The organism is Gemmatirosa kalamazoonensis (genome assembly GCF_000522985.1).
GTDB lineage: Bacteria > Gemmatimonadota > Gemmatimonadetes > Gemmatimonadales > Gemmatimonadaceae > Gemmatirosa > Gemmatirosa kalamazoonensis.
Window position 1 is genome coordinate 452,157 of sequence record NZ_CP007130.1, and the last position, 16,892, is coordinate 469,048.

Below are 16,892 nucleotides of genomic sequence, written 5' to 3' on the forward strand. Positions count from 1 at the left end.
CGCGGAGGGCTCGAGAACGATCGGTGCCCCGGCGATCACCGGGTCACAGCGACGCTCTCGGTCTACTCATTGGGACCACGCCGCCGCGACCGGATGCGAATCACCAGCATCTCGGGCGCGAGTCGGACTGGGGAATCCGACGCGGACGGCGGGGAAAGGCGGAGATTGGGGGGACGATCCCGGCGCGTCCGTCGCTCGGTGCGAGACGCTGCCCGAAGATCGTGACGACCATCATTAGGACCAAAGCGAATGCGCGCAAGAGAGAGCCGGGCCCTCACAGTCACCCGTGTCGTGCTGCTCGCGGCCGCGCTCGCTACCCGCGCGGCGGCGCAGGCGCCGCGCCCGCTCCTTCCGATCGACTTCACACGGTCATGGGAGCACCGCGCGTTAGGCAAGCCGGTGCGCGCGCGTCGCGCCCTCGACGACTCGGCCGGCCTCGCGAGCTGGCGAATGACGGGCACCGGCCGCCTCTCCATCGCGCCGGTGCCGGCCCTCGGCGGCGAGCGCGCGCTGCGCGTCGACATGCAGCTCTTCACCGGCCCGCCGGCGCCGACGCGCAACCGCCTCCCCGCGGTGACGCTCTCGCGCGCCCTCGGCGGCGAGGACTGGCGCGACTACGATCGGCTGTCGCTCTGGGTGCGCGCGGAGGCGACGGGCTTTCCGACGGTGCCGCTGCAGATCGTGCTGCACAACGACGGCGAGGAGAAGGTGCCCGACCGCTACGGGCGCGAGGGGATCCACTACGTCACGCTCGTCGGCGACGGCGCGTGGCGGCAGGTGGTGTGGGGGATCGACCCGCTGGCGCGCGACCGCGTGACGACGCTGGAGATCGGCTACTGGGCGAACAAGATGCTCGCGGCGCCCGAGGACCGCGTGGCGTTCGAGATCGCGCGCGTGGAGCTGCAGCGCGTGGACGCGGACCATCACACGGGATGGGCGCCGGCGCCGGGAACGATCGCGTTCAGCCACACCGGGTACGACGCGAACGGCGCGAAGACGGCGCTCGCGAGCGGCCTCGCGTCGCGCGACTTCGAGGTGCTGCGCGTGGACGACTCCGCGCTCGGCACCGTGGCGCTGCGCGGCACCGTCGACGACGTGCGCACGCGGCTCGGCGCGTTCCAGCGGCTCGACTTCTCCGCGCTGCGCGCGCCCGGCACGTACGTGCTGCGCGCGGGCGACGTCACCACGCGGCCGTTCCGCGTCGGGCCCGACCCGTGGACGCGTACCGTGTGGGAGGTGCTGAACTTCTTCTACGCGGAGCGGTGCGGCTTCCCCGTGCCCGGGGTGCACGGCGTCGATCACGTCGACTGGTTCGCCACGCACGGCGCCGAGCGCGTGACGATGAGCGGCGGCTGGCACGACGCGGGCGACCTGTCGCAGGGCGTGATCAACACCGGCGAGGCGACGTATTCGATGTTCGCGCTCGCCGAGCGCCTGCGCACGTCCGGTGGCGATCCGGCCCTCGTCGCGCGGCTGCTCGAGGAGGCGCGGTGGGGGCTCGAGTGGACGCTGCGCGTGCGCTTCGACGGCGGATGGCGCGTCGCGTTCGGCAGCCACAACCTGTGGACGAACGGCGTCGTCGGCGACGCGGACGACCGCACGGTGGAGGCGAAGAACAACCCGAACGCGAACTACATCGCCGCCGCGGCGGAGGCGCTGGCCGCGCGCGTGCTGCGCGCCGACGACCCCACGCTCGCCGCCCGCAGCCTGCGCACGGCGGTGGACGACTGGGAGGCCGCGATCCGCGGGGTGGAGAGCGCGGCGACGCGTCACACGCCGGCGTTCGCGGCGACGCGCATGGAGCTCGCGTCGATCGGCGCCACGGCGTCGCTGGAGCTGTACCGCGCGACCGGGGAGCGTCGCTACGCCGACACCGCCGCGTCGCTCGCGCGCACGATCGTCGCCTCGCAGCAGACGCGTCCCGTCGGCCGTGAGCTGCCGCTCGCGGGCTTCTTCTACACGGGCCCCGACCGCGACACGCTGTTCCACCAGTTCCACCGCGGCAACGACCAGGCGCCGATCGTGGCACTCGCGTCGCTCGCTGAGACGCTGCGCGACCATCCGGACCGGCCGGCGTGGCTGGCCGCCGTCGCGCGGTGGGCGGACTACGAGAAGCGGATCGCCGCGACGACGTCGCCGTGGGACGTGCTGCCCGCGTACGTCTATCGCCTGCGCGACACCGTGGAGGTGCCCGACTCCGGCGCGCTGCATCTCGCGACGCGCGCGAGCTATCGCGCACAGGTGCTCGCCGGCCTGTCGTTAGGCGACGACTGGTACCTGCGCGCGTTCCCCGTGTGGTTCGCGCGGCGCGGCAACTACGGCGTGCTCCTGTCGCAGGCGAAGGGGCTCGCCGCCGCGTCGCGGCTGCGCGGCGACTCCGCGGGGCTCGATCTCGCGCGGCGGCAGGCGCAGTGGATCGTCGGCCGCAACCCGTTCGCGCAGAGCACGCTGTACGGCGAGGGCTACGACTGGGCGCAGCAGTACAGCGTGTCGTCGGGCGACTTCGTGGGCGCGCTGCCGGTGGGCATGCAGAGTCGCGGCGACTCCGACCTCCCGTACTGGCCGTCGCAGAACATGTACGTGTACAAGGAGGTGTGGGTGCACCCGGCGAGCCGGTGGCTGTGGCTGATGGCGGATCTGTTAGGCGGGCCGCGGTGACCGCGCTCCGCCGCTCACGCGGAGCCGCGGAGAACGCGGAGCACTGCCTTGGCAGAGCTGTCCTCTTTGATCGAACCACAGGTTCGAGGTGCTGGGCGAGTACGACTGGGGATCCAACGGCGATGAAGAGGATCTCGAGATCGTTTCAATCGCACTTGGATCCCCGGAGTACTCGCCTGGCACCTGGCCCCATCGGTGTCCTCTGCGGCCCTCTGCGTCCTCTGCGGCTCACACGAACCGCCCCGATTCTTGACACTGGACCGCACGCCGGTCAGGCTGAGTGAGCGTCGTTCAAGCGTCTCTCGACAGAGGTCACCGCATGGAGCCGATGTTCCTTCCCGAGGTGGAGGCGAACCCGAAGCCGGGGGCGTACACCGCCGCGATCGAGCAGATGAAGCAGGCGGGGATGCAGGAGTACCCGCAGATCTGGCACCTGTTCGGCTATCTGCCGAGCGCGACGCAGCATCTCGCCCGGTTCACGCAGGAGATCCTGCGCGGGCCGGCGCCGCTGTCGCCGGGGCTGCGGGAGCTGATCGCGGCGTACACGTCGCAGCGCAACCACTGTCCGTTCTGAATCGCCTCGCACGCCGCGGTCGCGGCGGAGCTGCTGGAGGACGAGGCGCTGGTGCAGGAGGTGCTCCACGACGCGCAGACGTCGCGCCTCGACGCTCGACACAAGGTGCTGTTCGCGTTCATCGACCGCGTGAACCACGACTCGCCGCGCATCACGGCGGACGACGTGGCGGCGGTGCGCGCCGCGGGCTGGACGGACGAGGCGCTGTACTTCGCCATCACCGTCTGCGCGCTGTTCAACTTCTACAACCGCTGGATCGACGCCACCGGCGTGCACGCGCTCTCCGATGAGGCGCACCGCGCCGGCGGCAAGCGCATGAAGACCGGGACGTACGCGCGGTGAGCCGGCGGTGAGCCGGGCGCCGCGCGGCGCCCCCTCACCGCCTAACGATCGTGTCCGACACCCCGGCGCTCGCGCGCCTTCCCTCGGTCGACGAGGTGCTCCGGCATCCCGCGTTCGCCGCAGCGGCCGGCGGGCTGGCCGACGCGTACCGCACGCGGCTCGTGCGGCAGACGATCCAGACGCGTCGACGCCGCCTCCTCGACGACCCGCCCGCCGACGGCGCCGACGTGCGCGCGGACGTCGTCGCCGACTGTGCGCGCGAGGCGCGGGCGCTCGCGCGGCCGTTCCCGCGGCGCGTGATCAACGCGACCGGCGTGCTGCTCCACACGAACCTCGGCCGCGCGCCGCTCGGCGAGCTGCTCGCGGGGCTCGAGGACACGCTCGGCGGCTACACCGACCTCGAGTGGGACGAGGCCACGCTCGGCCGCGGCAATCGCGACGAGGGACTCGCGGCCCAACTCCGCCTGCTCACCGGGGCCGAGTCGGCGATCGTGGTGAACAACTGCGCGAGCGCGCTGCTGCTCGCGCTGCACACGCTCGCCGCGGGACGCGCGGCGCTCGTGAGCCGGTCGGAGCTCGTGGAGATCGGCGGCTCGTTCCGCGTGCCGGAGATCATCGAGGCGAGCGGGTGCCGACTGCGCGAGGTCGGCACCACGAACCGCACCCGCGCCGCCGACTTCGAGCGCGCCGCGACCGACGGTGGCGCGGCGGTACTGCTCAAGGTGCACCAGTCGAACTTCGTGCAGCGCGGCTTCGTGGAGTCGGTATCGACCGACGAGATGGTGGCGCTCGGCCGCGCGCTCGGGGTACCGGTGCTGGAGGACAACGGCTCGGGGCTCGTGGTGCCTAACGGCGCGCCGCCGCTCGGCGACGAGCCGCACGTCGCCGCGAGCGTGGCGCGCGGCGTGGACGTCGTGTGCTTCAGCGGCGACAAGCTGCTCGGCGGCGTGCAGGCGGGGATCGTCGTCGGCCGAGCGCCGCTCGTGGACGCGATGCGGCGCAACCCGCTGTTCCGCGCGCTGCGCCTCGACAAGGTGCGCATCGCGCTGCTGCATCGCTGCCTCGCGCCGCACCTCGCGGGCGACGAGCGCGGGCTGCCGCTGTGGCGACTGTTCCACGCGGACGTGGACGAGGTGCGCGCGCGCGCGTCCACGCTGCGGCTGCCGTCATGGGCGCGGCCGGTGCCCCTCCGTGCCACGCTCGGCGGCGGCTCGAACCCGGAGGCCGACTTCCCGAGCTGGGGACTCGAGCTCGCGCATCCCACGCTCGGCGCGGAGCGCGTGCGGCGCGCGCTCGCCGGCCGCGACGTGCCGATCGTGGGCTACGTGCGGCAGGACCGCTGCTTCCTCGACGTGCGCACCGTGCTGCCGGCCGATCTTCCGGAGATCCAGGCGGCGCTCGACACGCTGGATCGTTAGGCATGCGGCTCATCGGCACCGCGGGACACATCGACCACGGCAAGTCGACGCTCGTGCAGGCGCTCACCGGCGTGCACCCGTCGCGGCTCCCCGAGGAGCGCGCGCGCGGCATGACGATCGACCTGGGCTACGCTCATCTCGACCACCCGGACGGGCACCGGCTCGGCGTGGTGGACGTGCCGGGGCACGAGAAGCTGGTGAAGAACATGGTCGCCGGCGCGACGGGGTTCGAGCTCGCGCTGTGGGTGGTCGACGCGCGCGAGAGCGTGATGCCGCAGTCGCGCGAGCACCTGCACATCCTGGAGCTGCTCGGCGTGCGCGCGCTGATGCCGGTGATCACGAAGGCCGCCGTGGCGACGGCCGAGCAGATCGAACGCACGGAGCGCGACGTGGCGTCGCTCGTGTCGGACGTCGCGCTGCCGGTGCTCGCGTCGCACGTGGTGGACTCGGTGAGCGGCGCGGGGATCGCGGAGCTGAAGCGCGCGATTTTCGCCGCGACGCGTGACCAACCTGCCGACGACGACGCGCCGCCGTACCTCGCGATCGACCGCGCGTTCAGCGTGAAGGGCGTGGGCACGGTGGTCACCGGCACGCTCGTGCGCGGCACGCTGGCCGAGGGCGACGAGGTCGTGGTGACGTCGGCGCCGGGCACGTGGCGCGTGCGCGCGCTCACGAACCATCACGCGCGCGTGGCGCGCATCGGCGCCGGTCACCGCGTGGGCGTGAACCTCGCCGGGCTGCATGCCGACGACGTGCGCCGCGGCGACGTTCTCGTGTCGCCCGCGCACCCGTATCGGGCGCGGCGGGTGAACGCGCGCCTGCGGTGGACACCCGACGCGCCCCGCGCGTGGAAGCACGGCGCACCGCTGCTGTTCCACGCGGGCTGCCTGGAGGTGGAGTGCCGGCTGTGGGGAACGGAGGAGGCGGACGGCGCGTCGTGGGCGCAGCTCGAGCTCTCGCGCGAGGCGTGCTTCTTTCCCGGACAGCGGTTCATCCTGCGCGGCGGCACCCCGCTCGCTACGGTGGGCGGTGGCGAGATCCTCGACCTCGCGCCCGACCGGCCGCGGCGCGTGACGATGGCGGAGCGCGCGGCGTACGTCGCACGCGCGCGCGGCGACGAGTGCCTGTCGGTCTACCACGCCGCCGCCGGCGCGACGGTGCTGGACCTCGCGGCGCTCGCGCGACGGTGGATGGTGGCCGAGGACACGCTGCGTCGCGACGTGGCGCGGAGCGCGTCGCTGCGACTGCTGACACCCGACGGGCCGCTCGCGTGGAGCACGAGCGCAGCGACCGCCGCGCGCGAGCGGCTCCGCCGGTGGCTCGACGCGGAGCCACGCGACGAGCACGCGGTGCCCTACGAGCGTGTCGCGCGCGAGCTTCGTCTGCCGCCGGCGCACGTGCAGGCGGTGATGCGAGCGCTGCTCGCGGCCGACGCCGAGTCGGCGTCACGCCTGCGGCTCGACGGCGCCGCGGCGGTCGTGCATCCGGGGCGCGTGGAGCTCGCGCCGGAGGACCAGCGGCTCGCCGACGCGCTGCTCGCGCGGCTGCGGCGCGAGTGGCTCAAGCCGTCGACGGTGGACGCGTACCGTGAGCTGCTCCCCGCCCCGCGCGGCGCCCTGGACCGCGTGGTGGCGCGGCTGTGCGAGGCGGGGCGGCTGGTGCGCGTGAGCCGCGACCTGGTGCTGCACGCCGACGCCGCGCGCGCGCTGCGCAACGCGCCGGCGCACTACGGGCTGGACGCCGTGCGCGCGGCGGAGTTCGGCCAGGCGTTAGGCCTCACGCGCAAGCACGGCATTCCCTATCTGGAGTTCCTGAACCGGGAGGGGATCATGCGGCGCGCGGGGGACGTGCACCATCGCGTGCGATGAGGAACGGCAGCGCACGATCTTCGGCTCGGCAGGGGCCGAGCTCACACGAGCCGGATGGTCGGCTCCGCGCGCGGCGTGAGCACGCCGAACGCCCGCAGATCGAGGCCGCGCTCGCGCGTCACGCGCAGGAACTCGTCGCGCCCCGCCGGATCGACGGCGACGAGGAGACCGCCGCTCGTCTGGGGGTCGCAGAGCAGGTCGCGCCACGCGTCGGGGAGCGGTGCGACGCGGTGGCCGTAGCTCGCGGCGTTGCGCGTCGTGCCGCCGGGGACCGCGCCTGACGCGATGTACCCGGCCGCCGACGCGAGGCGGGGTACGTCGTCGACGCGCACCTCGGCCGAGAGGCCGCTCGCGTCGCAGACCTCGAGCAGGTGGCCGAGCAGGCCGAAGCCCGTGACGTCGGTCATGGTCGCGACCGCGTCGAGGCGCGCGAGCGCGGGGCCGACGTCGTTCAGCGTCAGCATCAGCCTGCGGACCTCGGCGCAGTCGTCGTCGCGCAGGATCCCGCGCTTCATCGCCGTCGTCAGCACGCCGACGCCGAGCGGCTTCGTGAGATAGAGCTCGCAGCCAGCGCGCGCCTGCGCGTTCGTGCGCACGTCGGCGCGTCGCCCGGTGCCCGTGACGGCGAGGCCGAAGATCGGCTCGGGCGCGTCGATGCTGTGGCCGCCAGCGAGCGCGATGCCGGCCCGCGCGCACGCCTCGGTCGCGCCGCGCAGCACGTCGCCCGCGATCGCCGCGTCGAGCAGCGACACCGGCCAGCCGAGTATCGCGATGGCGAGGATCGGCGTGCCGCCCATCGCGTACACGTCGCTGATCGCGTTCGTCGCCGCGACGGCGCCGAAGTCGAACGCGTCGTCGACGATCGGCATGAAGAAGTCGGTCGTGCTGATGAGGACGCGCTCGTCGTCGAGCGCGTACACCGCCGCGTCGTCGCGCGCGCCGTGGCCGACGAGCAGCCGCGGATCCGCGAACCCCGGCCCGATGCCGTCGAGCATGCGGGTGAGCACCGCGGGGGAGATCTTGCAGCCGCAGCCGGCACCGTGCGCGTACTGCGTGAGCCGGACCGGCGATGCCGCGACGGACGTCATGGTTGCCTAACGGTACGGGCGCTGGCGGAAGCGTGCGGGAATCGAACCCACCAAACCCGGCGGAACCGGGTCGCATCGGTTTTGAAGACCGAGGAGGCCACCAGACCCCATCCGCCCCCATGCGCGCGCTGGGCCGTCCTGAACAGCGGGCCGGCCCAGCCACTCTAGCATGTGGGACGCCGCACGACCAGCGGCGCTCGTCCGTCGTCGTCGCCCCGACGTTCGACTCGGCCTCCAGCTGGAACACGCCGCCGGCGCTGCAGTCCTTCGCCTGGATCTTCGTGGAAGCCGGCCGCCGCGACGAGCCGCCCGCGCGCGACGTCGAGGACGTAGTGCACGCCGTCGTGCGGCGAGGACCACCGGTCGAACAGCAGCGTGCGGCCATCCTTCCACGCGAGATCGGAGAGCGGCCGCCAGTCGAACGGGATGCCGCGGACCTCGCGAACGCGATGCATGCGGCGATCGGCGACGTACAGCCGGACGCGCTGTCCGGTCGACACCGTGAACGCGTCGTAGCGTCGCGCGGGATCCGTGACGACGGTGTCACGCGTGGTGCCCCGCGCGAGCGTCGTGTCGGCCATCGCGACGTCCGCGAACTCCGCGCGCACGTCGAGCCGCTCGGCGTGCGGATGTCGGTGCGTGATCGGCGGCTGCGCGAGGCAGACGGCAGCGAGCAGGTGGGCGTGGAGTCTCACGGATTCATGACGACCCAGCCCGGGGCTCCGTTATCTCGCGCGGGGACGCCGGGAACGCGGAGAACACCATCGAACCGCAGAGGACTGTCCTCTTTGATCGAGCCACAGGTTCGAGGCGCTGGGCGAGTACCCTGGGGATCCAGCGGCGATGAAGAGGATCTCGAGATCTTTTCGATCGCCCTTGGATCCCCAGAGTACTCGCCTGCCACCTCGCCCCATCGGTGTGCTCGGCGGCCCTCTGCGTCCTCCGCGGTTCATTCACACAGCCAAGGCAGTGCTCCGCGTCCTCCGCGTCTCCGCGTGAGACAGCCCTACGCCAGCTCGTAGAAGAAGTCCACGAACGACTTCGCCGCGCCGTCCATGCCGACGACGTTCGGGTTCGTCGACTCGACGAGCCAGTACTCGTCCGGCGCGTGCGCGCCCGCGCCGTGGCCGAGCCCGAACTGTCCGGCGGGCAGATTCAGCGGGGGCGCGGTGAACGTCGCGCCGGGCCACGAACCGGCGAGCCGCGGCCAGAGCAGCGGGTCGACGCCGTTCTTGCGATACGTGGCCATCATCGCGTGCACGAGCTTCGAGTCGGCCGGCGTCTCGGTCGGATCGTAGCCGCCGGTCATGTTCACCTCGAGATCGCCGAAGCCGTGCTTCGCGAGGTGCGCCTTCACCCGCTCGAGCGTCTTCGCCGCCGTCATGTCGGGCACGAGCCGCATGTCGAGCTTCGCGACGGCGCGGTGCGGCAGGATCGTCTTGCCGCCGGGACCCGTGTAGCCGCCGACGAGCCCCTCGATGTTGATCGTCGGCTGCGAGACGAGGCGCACGAGCGAGTCGTGCCACGCCTCGTCGGCGATCCAGCGGGTGACGCCCAACGCCTTCTTCGTCTCGGCCTCGCTCATGCGCGGGATCGCGTCCTCGAGGATGCGCCGCTGCGCGTCGCCGATCGGGCGCACGTCGTCGAAGAACCCCTCCACGGCCGGCGTGTGGCCGTCGGGCTTCACCAGCGTGTTCAGCGCCTGCACGAGATGCCACGCGGGGCTGTCGACCTGCGCGGCGAGGCTCGAGTGAACGTCGCGCGCCGGGCCGCGCCCCCACTTCTCGCCCGACGCGACGAGCTCCAGCTCGATCACGCCCTTCGCGCCGAGGTTCACCTGCACGCGGCCGTCGAGGCCCTGGTTGCCTAACGGGATGACGACGCCGACGCACCGATGCAGCGCGGCCTGCACCTCGGGTGTCAGCACGATCTGCCGGAAGCTCGGGCTGCCGATCTCCTCCTCGCCCTCGGCCACGAGCACGAGGTTCACGGGCAGCTTCACGTTCGCCGCGCGGAACGCATGCAGCGCGGCGAGGCACGCGACCTCGGGGCCCTTCTGGTTCGTCGCGCCACGGCCGACGATCACCGTGCCGACGCCCTCCTTCTTCACCAGCCGACCCTCGAGCGGCGGGGAACTCCACTCCGCCGGGTCGAACTGCTTCACGTCGTACATGAAGTAGAGGCCGAGCCACGTGCGCGCCCCGACGTCGAGCGTGCCGAACACGCCGGGCTTCCCGCTCGTCGGCACGAGGCGCGCGTTCGCGAACCCGGCGTCGCGCGCGAGCCGCGCCATGTATTCGGCGCCCTGCGGGTAGTTGCGGTTCTCCGCCGCGATGGACGGGAACGCGATCCAGTCGCGGAGCATCGTGAGGGCGGCGGCGTGGCCCGACGCGATCTTCGCGATCACCGCGTCGCGGTCGGCGGCGGCATGGGCGCCTAACGGAGACGGCAGGCCGCCGAGGGCGAGCCCCGCGACGCCGGCGGCAGCGCCGTGCACGAACGTGCGTCGGTCGATCGAGTTGCTGCGCTCCATCGCGGCCTCCGTGGCTGTGCGCGCTCAGGCGCCCGCGGTCTCGAGGGCGGCGCGCCGCCCCTGTGCGAGCGCGCCCGTCGCGCTCTGGTGTCCGTTCAGCTCCGAGTGCGCGATCGCGATCCGCCCGTAGCCGCGCGCGACGATCTCGCGCGGTGCGGGCTCGCCGTCGCGTCCATAGTACCACCCCGGCGGCTGCACGAGCCGCGCGTGGCCCCACCGGTTCAGGATGATCCCCGCGACGTCGCGCCGCGGGTCGAAGCCGGATGCGCCGAACTGCCGCGCGAGCTGCGCGCGCAGCGTACGCTCGTACTCGCGATACGGCGTGGCGAGGAGCTTCGCGCGGTTCGCGACGCCCTGCTCGGCGGCGCTCATGCCCGGCGTGTAGAGGCCCATGTAGAACGTGAGCATCGCCGGGCGATCGGGATCGAACGGCTCGGTCCTCGCGCCGACGACCATCGGACGGCGCACGTTCGCCACGAAGCCGAGCCCGCGGTCGTCGAACCAGCGCGCGGCCGTGATGCCCAGCCGCTCCAGGAAGCGCCAGTTCCTGAGCGCGACGTTGACGACGAGCGCCGGCGCGTACGCGAAGTCGGCGTACGCGGCGCGCAGCTCGGCCGGCGCGTCGGTCAGCACCCGGCGGTTCACCCAGCCGCCGGTCGCCATGATCACGCGGCGCGCGCGCACGCGTCGGAGGCGGCCGCCTAACGCGTACGTGACGAGCACGCGCTCGCTCGCGCCGGGGGCGCCGTCGTGCGCCACGCGCACCACCGTCGCGCCGACGCGGATGCGCGTGTGCTGCCGCGGGCGGTCGAGCGCCGCCCAGCGCACGGTGCCGCCGAAGATCCCCTCGAACGTCGCGGGGCCGGTGATCGCGTCGGGGACGAGCGCCTTCACGAGGTGCCGCGCGTAGGTCGTGTTGCCGCCGGGGAACGAGAGACCGGGCCCGCCCGTGCGGCCGCGCGGACGGCTCACGCCGGGCATGCCGATCTGCTGCGCGGCGTGCGCGCTCACCGCGTCGGGGCTCGCGCCGCTGATCAGACCGATGACCGGCTCGATCGTCTTCGTCACCGCGCTCGAGTAGCCGAGCTCCTTCTCGAGCCAGTCGCGGTACGACATCGTGTCGAGCCGGCGCGCGAACGCGTCCGCGGAGAGCCCTTTCGTGTCGGGCGGCGTGGAGCGCCAGCGCAGCAGCTCGCGCCTGACGCCATCGGAGAGCGGCGCGTCGGCGAGGTCGTTCTGCCACACGTTGCGCAGCCACGGCCCGCCCGGCGCGAACTGGTAGCCGACGTCGATGCCGTACTCGCCGACGCCCTCCATCGGCTGGTAGTTGTCCTGCGCCGCGCGCAGCGCCGGCCGCCGCGATCCCCACTCGGCGAAGCGGAACTCGCGCGGCAGCGCGAGCTCGGTCCACAGGTCGTCGAGCCAGCCGCTCCCGGCCCGTGGCACGCCGAAGTCGTTCGACCCCTGCGGACCGACGAGGCGCACGCCGTCGACGTCGACCTCGTTCTGCTTCGCCTCGCCACCGAAGATGGGGTGATTCTCGAGCACGAGGCACCGCTTCGCGCCGCCGGTCGCCTTCGCGAAGAAGTGCGCCGCGGCGAGCCCCGAGATGCCGCCGCCCACGACGACGAGATCGTACGGGTCGTCGACGTCGGTCGCCGCGGCGCCGTACGTGCCGTCGCGGATGCCGTGCGCGGCGTCGACGACCGCCTTCGTGTTCCCGTTCGACGCCGCGTAGTCGCCGACGCCGCCGGGGCCCGTCCACGGATCCGCGATCCTGCCCAACGCGGCGGCCGGCGACGGGGCACCGAGCAGCGCGGCGCCGACGCCGAGCAGCGTCGCGTTCAGGAAGTCCTTGCGGGTGATCGGCGTGTCGTCAGGCATGCGATGCGTCGGTGTGGCTTCGGCGTGGCGGGCGGCGCCTCCCGCGCTCGACCGCTCCTCGAGGTTGGAACGCGGATGCCGCGGATCACGCGGATTCGACCGGAGCGACGGCGTGCGCCGAATCCGCGCGACCCGCGCGATCCGCGTCCGACTCGCGGAGTCGTCCGCCGCGAGGGGTCGGAACGATACGAGGATGCCTAACGTTGCTGATCTCCCCCACCGTTCGCGGCATCCTTCCACCACCAGAGCCCCGCCACCTGCCGCTGTCGCGGCCACAGCTCGGCGAGCGTGTTCCCATCGTACAGGCGGCCGTTCTTCATCACGTAGCGAATCGAGTTCGTGTTGCGGATGTCGTCGAGCGGGTTGCGGTCGAGCACCTGCAGGTCGGCGAGCTTGCCCGGCTCGAGGGAGCCGAGCTGCCGGCCCATCCCGATCGACTCGGCGCCGAAGATCGTCGCGACGCGCAGCACGTCGTGCCGCGGCATGCCGCCCGACGCGATGTTCCAGATCTCCCAGTGGGCGCCGATGCCCTGGAACTGGCCGTGGCTGCCCAACCCCACACGGCCGCCCGCGGCGACGACCTTCGCGGCCTGCGCGGCGAACAGCGGGAACGAGTACGCCGACGGCGCCCACCATCCCGGGCGGCGCAGCGCCTTCTTCTCGATCTCGTGGCGCGGCATGAAGTGGTTCACCTTCGGGTCGTCCACGACGTTCGTGTTCTCGTACCAGTAGTTCTCCGCCCACGGGCCGCCGTACTGCACGATGAGCGTCGGCGTCCACGTCACGCCGCTCTTCGCGAACAGCTGCACCGCGTCCTTGTACTGCGGCGCGATGGGGAGCGTGTGCTCGATGCCCGAGTAGCCGTCCATCGCCTCGGTGATGTTCTTCTTGAAGTCGAGCCCGCCCTCGAGCGTGGGCATGAGCCCCTGCTCGCGCGCGGCCATGGCGATCCACTGCCGCACCTTCCGGTCGCCGGCCATGTACTGCTTGATCGTGTTCGTGTGATAGAACTCGGAGTAGCGCCGCAGCACGTCGCGCGCGTCGTCGAGGCTGCGGATGTTGTCGCGCGTGAACACGCCCGGACCCGTGGCGAGGATGCGCGGGCCGACGAGATCCCCCGTCTCCACGAGATCGCCGTACGACAGCACGTCGGTGGTCGACGTCTGCGGGTCGCGCGTGGTCGTGACGCCGTACGCGAGGTTGATGAGGTACTCCCACGGCTGCGTGCGATGCACGCCGAACGCCGGCCAGATGTGCGCGTGGACGTCGACGTAGCCAGGGAGGATCGTCTTCCCCGAGACGTCGATGACGCGCGCGTCGTTAGGCACCGTCACGCTCCCCGTGGCGCCGACGGCGGCGATGCGGTTGTCGCGCACGACGACGTCGCCGCTCGGGATCACCTCGTCGCCCTTCATCGTGATGAGGCGCGCGCCGCGCAGCACGACCGTGCCCGACGGGCGGTCCTTCGGCACGCGGATGGTGACGTCGAGGCGCGTCGGCTCGTAGACGGCGCGCGTGGCGCGGGTGCCCGTCGCGCGCGTGGCGGTGTCGTTCGGCACCGCGCCGGCGCGCCGCGCGTCGCGCAGCGAGTCGGCGCGCGCCGTGGAGTCGCGCACGAGCGAGTCGGCGCGCGCCACGTCGTACGTGAAGAACGAGCGGCCCAGCGAGTAGAAGACCTGCCTGCCGTCGCGCGACCAGCGCGCGAAGTCGCCGCCGACGCGCGTGAGACGCCGCACCGGCACCTGCGACTGCGCCGGGTTCTGGATGGAGATCTGCGGTGCGACGGCGCCGACCATCGGCACGGAGTAGATCAGGTACAGGTTCGTGCCCGCCTGCACCAGCGCGCGGTCGCCGTCGGGGGAGATGAGGATCTCGTCCGGCGGCGGCACCTGCGGGCCGGCGTTCTGCTGCGCGCCGGGGCTGCCGACGCGCAGGTGCTGCTGGCGGTCGGTGCCGTCGTAGCGCATCGACACGAGGCCGTCGGCCGGCTCGAACACGTAGACGCGGCCCGTGTCGGGACCGAAGTGCGGCTGGCCGAAGCGCGTCACCGGCGTGATCACCGTCGCCGCCCCGCCGGTCGCCGGCAGCCACACGAGCTCCACGCCGGCCGCCTCGGCGCTGTTCCCGCCCAGCTCGTCGCGGTCGCGGCGCTGCTCGCGCGGGCCCCGCGCGAGCACCAGGCGGCGGCCGTCGGGCGAGTAGGTCAGCTTGTCGTAGAAGCCGGGCTGCGTCGTGAGCCGCTCCGGGGCGCCGTTAGGCACGTCGGGGCGCGCGCGGTAGACGTGGCCCCCCTCGCGCTCGTTCCACGTCACGTACGCGACATACCGCCCATCGGGCGACCATGCGGGGGAGAACTCGCCGACGTCGCTCGCGGTCGTGAGACGGCGCGGACGGCACGCCGCCGCCGGCGCGTCGCCGGTGGTCGACGTCGGACACGATGCGAGGTCGAGCACCCAGAGCTTGTCGAGCGCGGTGAACGCGAGCCGCTTGCCGTCGGGCGAGCGCGTCGCGTTCCGGATCTGCCGAACGACGAGCGACGAGTCGTCGTACGGGAACTCGAGCTTGATCGCGCCGGCGATCGTCTGATCGACGTCGGCGGTGAACGGGATCATCGTCTGCGCGCCGTCGGGCACGCCGATGCGCCAGATGTGCCCGTGGTGCGCGACGACGATCGCCTTGCTGTCCGGCGTGAACGCGAACGGCGGCATGAGGTCGCGGCTGTAGCGCGACTCCTGGTCGTCGCGCTGCACGTCGGGAGCGAGCCACCGCTCGTCGCCGGTCGCGAGGTCGCGGAGCCGGAGCGCCGTGAGCGAGTCGTTGCGCGTTGCGTAGACGAGCCACTTGCCGTCGGGGCTCAGCACGGGGCGCATCCCCGACCCCGGCGCCTGCGTGCGCACGAACGTCTTGCCGGTGCGGCGGTCGTAGACGGCGATCTGCCAGTCGAGCGACGTCTGGTTGTAGCCGCCGCCCGCCGCGGTGCGCACGGCCGAGTAGACGTAGCGCGGATCCGGCCCGAACGCCGCGCCCACGTAGTTGCTCGGGAACGGCTGCGCGTTAGGCCCGCCCGCGTTGGGCGCGCCGGCCCCCGCGGTCGGCGCGCCGGTGAGCTGCACCCCGGTGCCGCCGTCGCGGTGATAGAGGAACAGGTTGTACCCGGCGCCCGCGCCGTTGCGCGACACGACGACGTACTTGCCGTCGGGCGTCCACGTCGGCGAGATGAACGTGCGGTTCTCCTCGCGCGTGAGCTGGCGCGCGTGCGACCCGTCCGGCTCGACGAGCCACAGGTTGTCCGAGCCGTTGCGGTCGCTCACGAACGCGATCGTCTTGCCGTCGGGCGCCCAGTGCGGCTGGCCGTCGAACGCCTGGCCGCTCGTGATGCGCGTCGCCTTGCCGCCCGCGATCGGCAGCGTGTACAGGTCGCCGAGCAGGTCGAACGCGATCGTCGTGCCGTCCGGCGAGAGGTCGAGCGAGAGCCACGTGCCCTCGTCGGTCGTGAAGCGGAGCGGCTGCGTGGGACGCAGCGGCAGCTCGCGCAGCGGGCGGCCGGCGGAATCGCCGCCGGCGTTAGGCACCTGCGCGCCGAGGGACGTGGCAGCGAGCGCGCCGAGGAGCGCGGCGAGGGCGAGGCGTCGCATGGGTCTGACGTCAGGTGAGGGTGAGCAGCTCGTCCCGATGCACCATCCGCGGCTCCGCGGGCGCACGACGGGCGACGAGCGCGGGGATGCGGGCGCCGATCTCCTCCAGCCGCCACCGCGTCTCGGGATCGCTCGTGTCGCGGGCGACGGACGTGACGGCGTTCATCAGCCCGAACGCCGACCGGTCGTCCTCGTCGCGATGGGTGAAGCGCGCGAGGATCTGCAGGACGAGCTCCCGGGATGCGCCGTGACGCGAGAGCAAGGACAGCACGTTCACCACGTCGTCGGCGGCGATCTCCGTCGCGGTGCGCATCTCGCGCAGCCCCTGCTTGAACGCCTCGGGCGCCGCGGACGCACGCACCGCATCGCCGAGCGCGTCGAGCGCGAGCGTCACGTCGAAGCCGGGCACCGCCGGCACGGTCGTCGGTACGAGCGCCACACGCCGCGTCTGCAGCGCATGCGCGCGGATGGCGCCGTTCACGCACACCTGGCGGAAGATGTATGGGTGCACGAGCAGCTCGGGACCGAGCGTCCGGAGCGCCACGCCGCCGTTCACGGTGTCGCCCGGTCGCACGTCGGCGGCCCGACGGAGCACGGCCCGCGCGAACAGATTGCGACCGTCCTCGTACACGTCGCGGACCGTCCCGCCGAGCGCGGTGATCTCCTCGTCGAACCGCGCGCGAACCTCGGCGATGGATGGCAGGTACGGAAACGTTCCAGTGCGCTCGTTCGCGTCCATGGCAGCTTCCCTCGTTGAAGAGGAAGAGAGTCGTGCCGGGGCCACGAGATCTAGGGGGCGCGCTGGCAGGCAGTAAGACCCGTGACACGAGACGGTCGAACCGCAGAGGACGCAGAGGGCCGCAGAGGACGGCTCTCTTCGAATTGAACCACG

General features: G+C 72.7%; 11 protein-coding genes and 1 tRNA gene. 5 read left to right on the forward strand and 7 right to left on the reverse strand.

The window, feature by feature from the left end; translation table 11 throughout:
- Positions 1-291 precede the first annotated feature (291 nt).
- The 5 genes from J421_RS29745 to selB all read left to right on the forward strand — a co-directional run bounded on the left by J421_RS29745 (position 292) and on the right by selB (position 6,860).
- Positions 292-2,658: a glycoside hydrolase family 9 protein gene (locus J421_RS29745; protein WP_025414776.1), complete on the forward strand. Its 2,367-nt coding sequence runs from the start codon at positions 292-294 to the stop codon at positions 2,656-2,658.
- A 319-nt stretch (positions 2,659-2,977) separates the two neighbouring features.
- Entirely contained in the window at positions 2,978-3,232 is a 255-nt protein-coding gene (locus J421_RS29750; RefSeq protein ID WP_025414777.1) for a carboxymuconolactone decarboxylase family protein, read from the forward strand.
- Between the two features lie 51 nt (positions 3,233-3,283).
- The gene (locus J421_RS29755) at positions 3,284-3,574 is read left to right on the forward strand and encodes a carboxymuconolactone decarboxylase family protein (protein ID WP_025414778.1); all 291 of its coding nucleotides are present in this window, start codon (positions 3,284-3,286) and stop codon (positions 3,572-3,574) included.
- Positions 3,575-3,624: 50 nt separating this feature from the next.
- Positions 3,625-4,992 carry an L-seryl-tRNA(Sec) selenium transferase gene (gene selA / locus J421_RS29760; RefSeq protein WP_025414779.1) on the forward strand — a complete coding sequence of 456 codons (1,368 nt, stop codon included), beginning with the start codon at positions 3,625-3,627 and terminating at the stop codon, positions 4,990-4,992.
- A 2-nt stretch (positions 4,993-4,994) separates the two neighbouring features.
- Positions 4,995-6,860, forward strand: coding sequence for a selenocysteine-specific translation elongation factor (selB, locus tag J421_RS29765; RefSeq protein WP_025414780.1), 1,866 nt, complete (start codon positions 4,995-4,997; stop codon positions 6,858-6,860).
- 41 nt (positions 6,861-6,901) lie between these two features.
- Here selB and selD read toward each other — a convergent pair whose 3' ends face one another.
- The 7 genes from selD to J421_RS29800 all read right to left on the reverse strand — a co-directional run bounded on the left by selD (position 6,902) and on the right by J421_RS29800 (position 16,739).
- Entirely contained in the window at positions 6,902-7,948 is a 1,047-nt protein-coding gene (gene selD / locus J421_RS29770) for a selenide, water dikinase SelD (protein ID WP_025414781.1), read from the reverse strand.
- 22 nt (positions 7,949-7,970) lie between these two features.
- Positions 7,971-8,067, reverse strand: a tRNA-Sec gene (locus J421_RS29775).
- A gap of 45 nt (positions 8,068-8,112) precedes the next feature.
- Positions 8,113-8,643: a hypothetical protein gene (locus tag J421_RS29780; protein ID WP_025414782.1), complete on the reverse strand. Its 531-nt coding sequence runs from the start codon at positions 8,641-8,643 to the stop codon at positions 8,113-8,115.
- A gap of 311 nt (positions 8,644-8,954) precedes the next feature.
- Positions 8,955-10,481: a M20/M25/M40 family metallo-hydrolase gene (locus J421_RS29785; protein WP_025414783.1), complete on the reverse strand. Its 1,527-nt coding sequence runs from the start codon at positions 10,479-10,481 to the stop codon at positions 8,955-8,957.
- Positions 10,482-10,505: 24 nt separating this feature from the next.
- Positions 10,506-12,365, reverse strand: coding sequence for an NAD(P)-binding protein (locus tag J421_RS29790; RefSeq protein WP_025414784.1), 1,860 nt, complete (start codon positions 12,363-12,365; stop codon positions 10,506-10,508).
- Positions 12,366-12,562: 197 nt separating this feature from the next.
- Positions 12,563-16,000: an amidohydrolase family protein gene (locus J421_RS29795; protein ID WP_025414785.1), complete on the reverse strand. Its 3,438-nt coding sequence runs from the start codon at positions 15,998-16,000 to the stop codon at positions 12,563-12,565.
- A gap of 10 nt (positions 16,001-16,010) precedes the next feature.
- The gene (locus J421_RS29800) at positions 16,011-16,739 is read right to left on the reverse strand and encodes a hypothetical protein (RefSeq protein ID WP_025414786.1); all 729 of its coding nucleotides are present in this window, start codon (positions 16,737-16,739) and stop codon (positions 16,011-16,013) included.
- Positions 16,740-16,892: the final 153 nt, after the last annotated feature.

What these genes read in the sequence shown, in the direction of transcription:
- J421_RS29795 (WP_025414785.1), bottom strand. Translation starts at nt 16,000, where the DNA reads ATGCGACGCCTCGCCCTCGCCGCGCTCCTCGGCGCGCTCGCTGCCACG.
- selD (WP_025414781.1), bottom strand. Translation starts at nt 7,948, where the DNA reads ATGACGTCCGTCGCGGCATCGCCGGTCCGGCTCACGCAGTACGCGCAC.
- J421_RS29800 (WP_025414786.1), bottom strand. Translation starts at nt 16,739, where the DNA reads ATGGACGCGAACGAGCGCACTGGAACGTTTCCGTACCTGCCATCCATC.
- selB (WP_025414780.1), top strand. Translation starts at nt 4,995, where the DNA reads ATGCGGCTCATCGGCACCGCGGGACACATCGACCACGGCAAGTCGACG.
- J421_RS29750 (WP_025414777.1), top strand. Translation starts at nt 2,978, where the DNA reads ATGGAGCCGATGTTCCTTCCCGAGGTGGAGGCGAACCCGAAGCCGGGG.
- J421_RS29790 (WP_025414784.1), bottom strand. Translation starts at nt 12,365, where the DNA reads ATGCCTGACGACACGCCGATCACCCGCAAGGACTTCCTGAACGCGACG.
- J421_RS29785 (WP_025414783.1), bottom strand. Translation starts at nt 10,481, where the DNA reads ATGGAGCGCAGCAACTCGATCGACCGACGCACGTTCGTGCACGGCGCT.